Here is a 10,015-nt window from a genome sequence, read left to right on the forward strand (position 1 = left end):
CTCGCTTGCATCACATCTCGGCTTCATACCGCGTCTTCCTTACCATTAACTATGTTGTACTGACCATACTGGCGCTGCTCTGTCTGTTTCCAATCGTTAACCTGCTTGCGATATCGTTCAGCTCCAGCAGCGCGGTCAGCTCAGGCAGCGTAACCTTCTGGCCCGTGGATTTCACCTTGTCATCCTATAGCTACATCCTGGAGAACAACCAGTTCCTCGGTTCCTTCGGAACAAGTATGCTGCGGGTTGTACTTGGCCTGTCGGTTAATCTGATCCTTACGATACTGGTGGCATACCCGCTCTCCAAGGAGGCGTCCACATTCCGCTCCCGGACGGTGTATGCCTGGTTCTTCGTCTTCACGATGCTGTTCAGCGGCGGTCTGATCCCCGGATATCTGGTCGTGAAGGAAACCGGGATTCTGGACTCGATCTGGGCGCTTATCCTGCCAGGAGCGGTACCGGTATTCAACGTGCTGCTCATGCTGAACTTCTTCCGCGGCCTGCCGCGGGAGCTTGAAGAAGCAGCCTGGATGGATGGCGCTGGGCATCTGCGTACGCTGTGGAGTGTGTATCTGCCCGTATCGCTGCCGAGTATCGCAACCGTTACGCTGTTCACAGTCGTTGGCCATTGGAATGCGTGGTTTGACGGCATGATCTATATGAAGAGCCCGGATGAATATCCGCTGGCAACGTACCTGCAGTCCATGCTTCAGCAGATGTCGCTGCAGACCGCCACAGTCTCGCTGGAACAGGCAGAACTGCTCACACAGGTATCGAACCGCACAACCCAGGCGTCACAAATCTTCTTGTCTGTCCTGCCCATACTGGCGGTATATCCGTTCCTGCAGCGGTATTTTGTTCATGGGCTGGTCGTAGGAAGCGTTAAGGGTTAAACTGGATAGTACTACTTGAAGGAGCCGGGAGCGGCTCTTTTCTTGCTGCCAGAGAGGAGATACCTGCGTATGCTGGAACGTATTCAACAGATATGGATGCCGAGATCCATCGTCACCAAGCTGATGGCTGCTTTTGTGCTGGTCGTATTCCCATTGTGTGCCGCCGGCTTCATTATAACGAGCAGCAGCTCGAATCAGATGAAGACCGAAATCAAGCGGGCCAATGAATCGAAGCTGCACTTTTATTACAGCCACCTGGAATTTGAGCTGAACCGGATCACGTCACTTGTGACGGAGTACTCGTATGACGAAACGTTGTCCTCCTTCAGCACCCGCACACCTATCATGACTGCATATGAAAAGGCTTACACCTTGAACCAGATTCACATCAAGCTGCGGCAGATGAAAGAGACAAGCCCGTATATCAGTGACGTGGTCTATTATGTGCCAGGAATCGGCAAGAAGGTTAGCGCAACTGGCGGTGTTTCGAATGTTCCAGCGAAAGAATGGCAGGGCCTGCTTGGCAGCATGGGAAACCTGCAGGGGGCGCTGTCCCGTTATAATGGCGAGCTGTATCTGCTTCGCAGCAACCCGTTCAATCTGGACCGGGTCACACCGCCTAACTTTCTGCTTGGAATAAGGCTGTCTTCCGAAGAATTAAGAGTAAGGCTGCAGGAGTTTGCAGTCTCGGGCGAAAGCGATATTGTGCTCGCATTCGGCAGCCGCAGCGATTATATGATCTCTACGTCCGAAAGCGGGGAGACGCTGAAGGATTTTGAACAGATCCAGGAAGGAAGGACACCAGAGGGAAGCGTGGAGCGCTTGCGGAGCAGCGATTATTACTATTATTCGATCTATGACCATGACAATCACTTTCGGCTGACAGCAAGCATCCCTAACGATGTTGTCCTGAAGCCGATCCAGATTTATTCACAGTGGCTGATTCTGCTGCTGGTACTGTCACTGGTGGTCGTCATCCTTTTCTCGCTGTGGACCTACCGGATGATTCACCGGCCGCTCGCCAGACTGGTAAGGGGGTTCAGGCGTGCGGAGCAGGGAGATACAGCCGTTCAAATTACGGATACCCGAAAGGATGAATTCGGCTATCTGTATGACCGGTTTAATGAAATGATGAAGCACCTTCATACGCTGATTGAGGAAAATTACGTTCAGCGCATACGGACAGGGGAAGCAGAGCTTAAGCATCTGCAGTCGCAGATCACCCCTCACTTTCTATACAACAGCCTGTTCAGCATCAAGCAGATGGCAGAGCTTGAGAACGTTGAGCTGATCAAGGAGTTCAGCGATTATCTCGGTCAATATTTCCGCTATATGACCCGGGATGCCGCCCAGGAGGCCTCGCTTGGCGAGGAGCTGGACCACGCGCTTGTCTATCTGGCTATACAGGAGATTCGCTTCGGGACACGAATGCGTTCAGAGATCGGGGGAATTCCGGAGGATTGCCGGTCGATTCGCGTTCCGCGTGTGCTGCTGCAGCCCATGATCGAGAATGTATTCGAACACGGACTTGGGCAAAAAGCCGGCGGCGGTTTGCTGATGCTAACATTCATACGTGATGAGCAGCGGCTTGTTATCCGGATTGAGGATAATGGAGAAGACCTGACAGAAGAGCAGCTTAAGCTGCTGCGGGCACAGCTGGCATCGACGGATGGTGAACGCGGGGAAATTACAGGGATGATGAATGTCCATCAGAGGCTGAGATTCAAATTCGGGCCGGGCTCCGGCCTGCAGGTTGAACGAAGCCCGCTTGGCGGACTATGTGTCATGGTGACAATTCCGACCGGAGAGGAGAATGACTAATGAGACGTATGCTGATTGTCGATGATGAGCCGCTTATCGCAGATGGCCTCTATACCTTTTTTGCCAAGGCAGATATAGAGGATATGGAAATATTGAAGGTATACTCTGCCAAACAGGCACTGGAATGGCTGGATACAGTAAAGGTTGATATTGTATTAAGTGATATCTGTATGCCCGGGATGGACGGTATGCAGCTGATTCAGGAAATTGTAGACCGCTGGCCGCGCTGCAAGGTCATTCTGCTGACCGGTCATAATGAATTTGAATATGCCCATCAGGCTATCCGAAACCCTTGTGTCGCTGACTATCTCCTCAAGACGGAAGGAATGGAGAAGATTCGTGAGACAGTAGAGCAAACACTTAAGCAGATTGCCAGGGAAAATGATTTCCGGTACCAGGCCGAGTGGTTTCAGGAGAAAATGCCGAAAGCCCTTCCGCAGCTTCAGAGGCAGCTGCTGCTAGATCTGCTGAAGCGCAGGGGAGCCAAGGCGTGGATGAACCTCCAGGAGGAATTTGATGCCATCCGGCTTCCGTTTCGCGCTGAGCTTGCCGTCCTGCCTATGCTGCTTCGCATAGAGGAATGGGGCAGCTATGAATCGCAATCCGATCAGCGGCTGCTGTGCTATGCGGCAGCCAACATTGCGGAGGAGCTGCTCGGCGATAAAGCAGCAGTCAAAGTCGCAGAACTGGACAGCCGCTCTCTGGTCTGTTACATACAGCCGCATGCCGGACAGCTGCAGCAGCACGGGCTGGAGCAGGGCTGGGAGCGGACGATCCGTTTTGTTATGGGCACACTGGAATCGATTCAGCAGTCCTGCCGGGATTGTCTGCGGCTCTCCGTCTCTATCATAGCCGCGAATCAAGCTGTGCAGTGGGGCGGCCTGCAGCAGTCGGTTAACCGGCTGGGACTAGCGGTATTTGATAGTCCGGGTCATGGAATGGAGAAGCTGATGCGCCTGGATATTACGGGGGAGACAGCGGGACTAAGCTTGCGCCAGGACAAGCTCGCCGCAGCCGAGCTTCTGCTGGAGCATATGAAGCAGCGGCTGCTGGAAGGCTCCGATGATTGGATGTGCTCCTTCCGCCAGTGGGTCGAGATTACAGGCGAAGGCGGACCGGATGATCCGTTCCTGCGGCTCAGACTGCTGCATGGCATAGCGGATGTGAGCCTGCGCACAGTCCAGGAAGCAGGCTTGTCTGAAGAGGCTGGCAGAGAACACGATCTGGCGCCCATGCTGCATTTTAACATTCATACCCGCTGGTCCGACATCATCGCCTTCTACCGGGAAACCTGCCAGTGGATTGTCTTAAGGCGCAGGGACAGCTGCCGGCTGGATGAATCTCATATTCTGATGAACATCCACCACTATATCAAGCAGCATCTTGATGGCGACTTGTCGCTTACCAGAATTGCGCAGGAGGTTTCGCTTAACCCCTCGTACTTATCGCGCTGGTACAAGAAGGTTACAGGCAGGGGCATTTCCGACTATATTCTGGAGCGTAGAGTAGAGAAGAGCAAGGAGCTGCTGCTCGGTACAACACTGCGCATGCAGGATATCTCCGGTCAGCTTGGATTCAGCGACCAGCATTACTTCTTCCGGTTCTTCAAGAAGGCTGTTGGCTGTACGCCTCAGGAGTACCGTGATCAGCGCAAGGGTGCAGCGGAGACCAAGATGTAAAGAGAAGATACCCGATGTAAACGTGTTCCACTCGATAGGCTAGTTCGCTGCCCTTTACAATTGAAGTGTAATTATTAAAGGAGGGTTATTCGCATGGTAAATAAGAGAAAGCGTCTTCCTGCATTACTGCTGACCGTCATTTTGTCTGCTTCGCTTGCTGCCTGCTCTTCGAACACCGGTAATCAAAATGGTAATGGCAGTACAGCTGCAGACACATCATCCGGCAATACGGCTTCTAGCGTGAATGAAGCTGCTGCTGAGCCGCTTGGCAAATATGAGCCGGCCATCACAGTCCGTACAACGATGTCTGAGACGGGGAAGGAAACGCTCGCTGAAGGCGATACGTACACCAACAATGTCTGGACACGGGGATACGAGGAAGAGCTCGGCATCAAGATGAAATACGACTGGATCGTGCCTGGCGCCAACTACAATGACAAGATGAACGTTACTCTTGCCAGCGGCGATCTGCCCGATATCCTGAAGGTAACTCCGGTGCAGTTCGAGCAGCTTCATCAGGCTGGCATGCTGGAGGATCTGACAGATGTGTACGAGAAATATGCGTCCGATCTGGTGAAGGAATTTTACAGTGCGGAAGACGGCGCTGCTCTGAAACCGGTTACGAAGGACGGTAAAATCTATGCGATGGTGGATTATCCCGGGTCGCTTGATTCATCCGATATGATATGGATCCGCAAGGATTGGCTGGATAAGCTGGGACTTGAGGAGCCCAAATCGCTTCAGGACGTTATCGCTATTGCCGAAGCCTTTACCTTTGACGATCCGGATGGCAACGGCAAGCAGGATACGTATGGCATCTCCATGAACAAGGACCTTCCTATTAACAGCTTCCTGCTCGGCTATCATGGCTATCTGGAAACCTGGATCAAGGATGAGAATGGTCAAATCGTGAACGGCACGATTCAGCCTGAGGTGAAGCAGGGTCTTGCGGAGCTGCAGCGTCTGTACAAAGAGGGAGTTATTGACCCTGAGTTTGGCGTCAAGGATTTTAACAAGGCGATGGAGGAGCTGAACGCAGGCAAGGCGGGCATGTGGTTCGCGCCGCAGTGGGCACCATTCCAGGTTATGCAGATGGTCAAGAAGGATCCGAACGTGAACTGGTTACCGTATCCGGTGCAGTCCATCGACAGCGAGCCAGCCAAAACCCAGAATCACCTCGTACTGGGCGGAGTCTTCGCAGTCCGCAAAGGCTATGAGCATCCGGAAGCCCTGATCAAGCTGCTTAACTTCCAGGCAGAGAAGATGTTCGGCGAATCTGCCGAAGCTGAGCGTGCCAAGTATCTGAATGGTATGACCGGTCTTGGATTCCAGAACGCGGCGGTATTCAATCTGCCGGCGAACAAGAACGTGAAGGCAATGGAGGAAGTGGTTGAAGCACTGGAGACAGAGGACACATCCAAGCTGGGCCTTGAAGCCAAGCTGTTCTATGAGGATATTAAGGACTACCGCAGCGGCAATCTTGATAAATGGCATATGGAGCGCATCTTCGGACCTGACAGCTCGCAGGCGGTCATCAAGCATTATCGCGATAACGATCTAATTGTGATGAATGAATTTATATACGCGCCTACCAAAACCATGAGCAGCAAATCAGCGACGCTGGAAAAGCTTCGTTTGGAGACATTCCTGAAGATTATCTATGGCGAGCTTCCGGTCGATGCGTTCGATCAATTCGTGGCGAATTGGAAGAAGCTTGGCGGAGAGCAGATCACAGCCGAGGTCAATGAAGTGGTGCAGGCGAATTCATAATATTATAAAATGGAAGCAGCCCTCTCATACAGGGTTGCTTCTTTTTAGTTCGGGCTGCAGGGAAGGAATGCTGATTCAATGGTCAAAGATAACCGCTTGATGGAGAGTGTCGCCCCTTTAACAGGTGAATATGCATTTGAGATTTGGGATCAAACATCCGAACCGATGGAGGGGGATGTTATAGTCCCGTTTGCTTATGAGGAGTGGCTGTGCCGGGAAATTGGCAAGGGCAGTATAAATCCGGGCGTACACATATGGCGGCATAGACAAGGTACTGTGCTCGGCCAGCGGGACTTCCGTCTGCCGCTGGCCGGAGCCGCAATGCGGGAGCTGAAAGACCAGGGCTGGTCTGTTGCAGTGCGCATATCCGGTGGCGCTTTCGTACCGCTCGATGAGGGCGTTGTTAACGTGTCGCTGCTGCTTCCGAATCCGGAAGGCAGGATGGAGCATTTGGCAGATTTCCAGCGGATGGTCCAGCTGCTCAAGGATACGCTCTTGGTCTGGGGCTTGCCGGCAGAAGCTGGTGAGATTATCGGCGCATACTGTCCCGGCGAGTATGACGTTGCTATACGCGGCCGTAAATTCTGCGGCATCGCCCAGAGACGCCAGCTGCGTGCAAGTGCTGTACAGGCATTCATTAATGTTGAAGGCAGCGGGGAAAGGCTCGCGGGAATTGCACAGAGGTTTTATGAAACTGCCAGCGGCGGCAGCTCCGAGCTGGACTATCCTAAGATCGAGCGAGCCAAGACAGCAAGCCTCAGCGAGCTCGCAGCCGATTCAGACATGACGGTTGATGCCTTCGTACACGGTCTGAAGCAAAGGTTAATCTCGCTGGGTGGTACGGTGTCTGCTCCGCCAGCTGCTCCAGAGAGCGAATTGCAGGCACTGGTAATGAGCCTCCGGGAGCGCTATGCAGCAGAAGGCGAATAGTGAATGATAAGGGCGTTACTCAAGCTTAATGGGTAATGCCTTTTTATTTCTCATATATATGCAATTAGGCCGAAAGAATCTGATGTCAGACTGGATAGGACTGGAAAATAAGCGCCTGGGAACTATTGTAATCCCTAAAGGCCTATGATTAAATCTAGTATGCAGCTAAGATTATCAAAAATTGGACAAAAAGTGATAAATAGGTTCGCAGGAGGTGAATCTGACGTAACAGCTTGTCTTATATCTTGATTCACTCTAGGAGGTATTTCATGCGTAAATTGTTGAAAGCAGGATTAGTGTTGGCCTTGGCATTCGTTTTAGTGCTGCCAGCGGTATCTTCGCCGGCCGTGGCAGCGGAAGCAGGCCGTATCGTTGACCAGTACGGACAGTTGAAGATCGTGGGCAGCCAGCTGACGGACCAGTCAGGAAACCCCATTCAATTGAAGGGCATGAGCTCCCATGGTCTGCAGTGGTTCGGCCACTATGTCAATAAGGACAGCATCCGCTGGCTGAGAGATGACTGGGGGACTACCGTATTTCGTGCGGCAATGTATACCTCGGAGAATGGATATATCTCCAACCCCGAGTCGATGAAGGCCAAGGTGAAGGAAGCGGTAGAGGCTGCCATTGACCTCGGAATATATGTAATTATCGACTGGCATATCTTGTACGACGGAGATCCTAATACGTATAAATCACAATCCAAGGCGTTCTTCCAGGAGATGGCAAGGCTGTATGGCAAGCACCCGAATGTTATCTACGAAATCGCCAACGAGCCGAACGGCAATGTGAACTGGAATTCGCATATTAAGCCGTATGCCGAGGAAATCACATCAGCGATCCGTGCTATTGACCCTGACAATATTATTATTGTTGGCACAGGAACCTGGAGCCAGGATGTGCACGATGCGGCTGCAAACCCGCTTAAAACGGGCAATATCATGTATGCCGTCCACTTCTATGCCGGAACACACGGGCAGTGGCTGAGAGACCGGATTACGAATGCGATGAACAGCGGCGTGGCCGTGTTCGTATCCGAGTGGGGGACAAGCGATGCCTCAGGCAATGGCGGTCCTTATCTGTCACAAGCCAAGGAATGGACAGACTTCATGGCCAGTAAGAAGATAAGCTGGGCTAACTGGTCGCTGACGGATAAGTCCGAGTCATCAGCAGCCCTGATGCCGGGTGCGAGCACGACGGGCGGGTGGACGGAATCACAGCTGACAGCTTCGGGCAAATTCGTCCGCGAACAGATTCGCAGCGGCAGCACAGGGGGCGGAGTGAAGGAGCCATCACTGCCAGCCAAGCCCACAGGTCTGACAGCGACTGCAGGCAGCGGCTCTGTAGCGTTAAGCTGGAATGCCGTAAACGGAGCAGCCAACTACATTGTCAAACGGTCTGAAGCATACAATGGTCCGTATGAAAGAGTCGCTTCCCGCGTTACCGGGACTTCCTTCACGAACACCGGGTTAACCAATAATAAGACCTATTATTATATGATTAGTGCTGTGAACAGCCTGGGACAAGGCCCTGACTCGGCCAAAGTGAGCGCCACGCCAAAAGCAGGCTCCACCGGAGCATCCGGCGTAGTGGTTCAATATAAGGCTGGCGATACCAATACGACCGACAACCAGATGAGACCGCTGCTCAAGGTTGTGAACAAGGGAACCCAGGCGATTAATTTGAGCGAATATAAGATCAGGTATTACTATACAAGCGATGACAAGAGCCAGCAGATCTTCTGCGATTATGCAACAGTCGGCTGCAGCAATGTAACGTTCTCATCCGTTAAGATGAGTACAGCCAAAACCGGTGCCAATGCTTATATTGAAATTGGCTTCAAGGCAGACGCAGGTAAAGTTGCTGCGAAAGCTGATTCTGGAGAGCTGCAAATCCGGATTCATAATCAAGACTGGAGCAATATTGACGAAGCGAACGATTATTCCTTCGACGGCGGTCAAACCTCTTATGTAGATTGGAGCCGTGCCACGCTTCATCATAATGGGAAAGTTGTCTGGGGTAAGCAGCCTTAAGCAATAGTATGAAAAATATATTGTTCTTCTATTAAAGTTACATCATGAACTCTAAGTATATGGCAGCGGCCGGCCGGGAGCTAATCCTGACCGGCCGTTTTCCTGCACGCACTGCCGTGCACACCAGCGATCTGACACTCGCAGCATGCTAATGTCTGTCTCATGGAAGGACAGGAACAAATTAAGACTTGTCCGCTGCTTCATAAAGATGTATTCTATAGATCCGCCACCGAACTGGTGAGCAGCTGAATAAGCTGGCTTGCAGCTTGGAGCGCGGAAAGCGGAATGGAAAACATTAAGTTTTGCTTCTACAGCCAGCCCCGTGTTATATTGTTACTCCAGCCACGAACAACGCGGTGGACAAGCTATTGAGATTGTTCCTTGAAAACTGAACAACGAACGATAAGTCAACGTTATATTGAGCAATCATGATAACTTTTTCATCTGTGCACATTCGACATCAGCTTTCAGCTGAAATCGAAAGTCACTTTAATGGAGAGTTTGATCCTGGCTCAGGACGAACGCTGGCGGCGTGCCTAATACATGCAAGTCGAGCGGATCAAGGCGGAAGTTTACTTCTGCTGAGGTTAGCGGCGGACGGGTGAGTAACACGTAGGCAACCTGCCTGTAAGACTGGGATAACATCCGGAAACGGATGCTAATACCGGATACGCGATTTCCTCGCATGGGGGGATTGGGAAAGACGGAGCAATCTGTCACTTACAGATGGGCCTGCGGCGCATTAGCTAGTTGGTGGGGTAAAGGCCTACCAAGGCGACGATGCGTAGCCGACCTGAGAGGGTGATCGGCCACACTGGGACTGAGACACGGCCCAGACTCCTACGGGAGGCAGCAGTAGGGAATCTTCCGCAATGGACGAAAGTCTGAC

At 52.1% G+C, this 10,015-nt stretch carries 6 protein-coding genes and 1 rRNA gene; all 7 read left to right on the plus strand.

All coding sequences use genetic code 11. The features are described 5' to 3' along the window. The first annotated feature begins 5 nt into the window (after positions 1–5). Positions 6–893, plus strand: coding sequence for a carbohydrate ABC transporter permease (locus DNH61_RS03520; protein WP_111145286.1), 888 nt, complete (start codon positions 6–8; stop codon positions 891–893). A gap of 69 nt (positions 894–962) precedes the next feature. After that, positions 963–2,714: a sensor histidine kinase gene (locus DNH61_RS03525; protein WP_245947890.1), complete on the plus strand. Its 1,752-nt coding sequence runs from the start codon at positions 963–965 to the stop codon at positions 2,712–2,714. Continuing rightward, positions 2,714–4,393, plus strand: a complete 1,680-nt coding sequence (locus tag DNH61_RS03530; RefSeq protein ID WP_111145287.1) for a response regulator — start codon at positions 2,714–2,716, stop codon at positions 4,391–4,393. The genes DNH61_RS03525 and DNH61_RS03530 overlap by 1 nt, the downstream gene beginning before the upstream one ends. 93 nt (positions 4,394–4,486) lie before the next feature. Next, positions 4,487–6,163 (plus strand): extracellular solute-binding protein, encoded by a 1,677-nt coding sequence (locus DNH61_RS03535; protein WP_111145288.1) that lies wholly within the window; start codon positions 4,487–4,489, stop codon positions 6,161–6,163. 78 nt (positions 6,164–6,241) lie between these two features. Then, positions 6,242–7,093, plus strand: coding sequence for a lipoate--protein ligase family protein (locus DNH61_RS03540; protein ID WP_111145289.1), 852 nt, complete (start codon positions 6,242–6,244; stop codon positions 7,091–7,093). 269 nt (positions 7,094–7,362) lie between these two features. Further along, entirely contained in the window at positions 7,363–9,126 is a 1,764-nt protein-coding gene (locus tag DNH61_RS03545) for a cellulase family glycosylhydrolase (protein ID WP_111145290.1), read from the plus strand. A gap of 489 nt (positions 9,127–9,615) precedes the next feature. Then, positions 9,616–10,015 (plus strand): 16S ribosomal RNA (locus DNH61_RS03550); the annotation flags it as partial.

The organism is Paenibacillus sambharensis (assembly GCF_003233845.1).
Taxonomy (GTDB): Bacteria; Bacillota; Bacilli; order Paenibacillales; family Paenibacillaceae; genus Paenibacillus_I; species Paenibacillus_I sambharensis.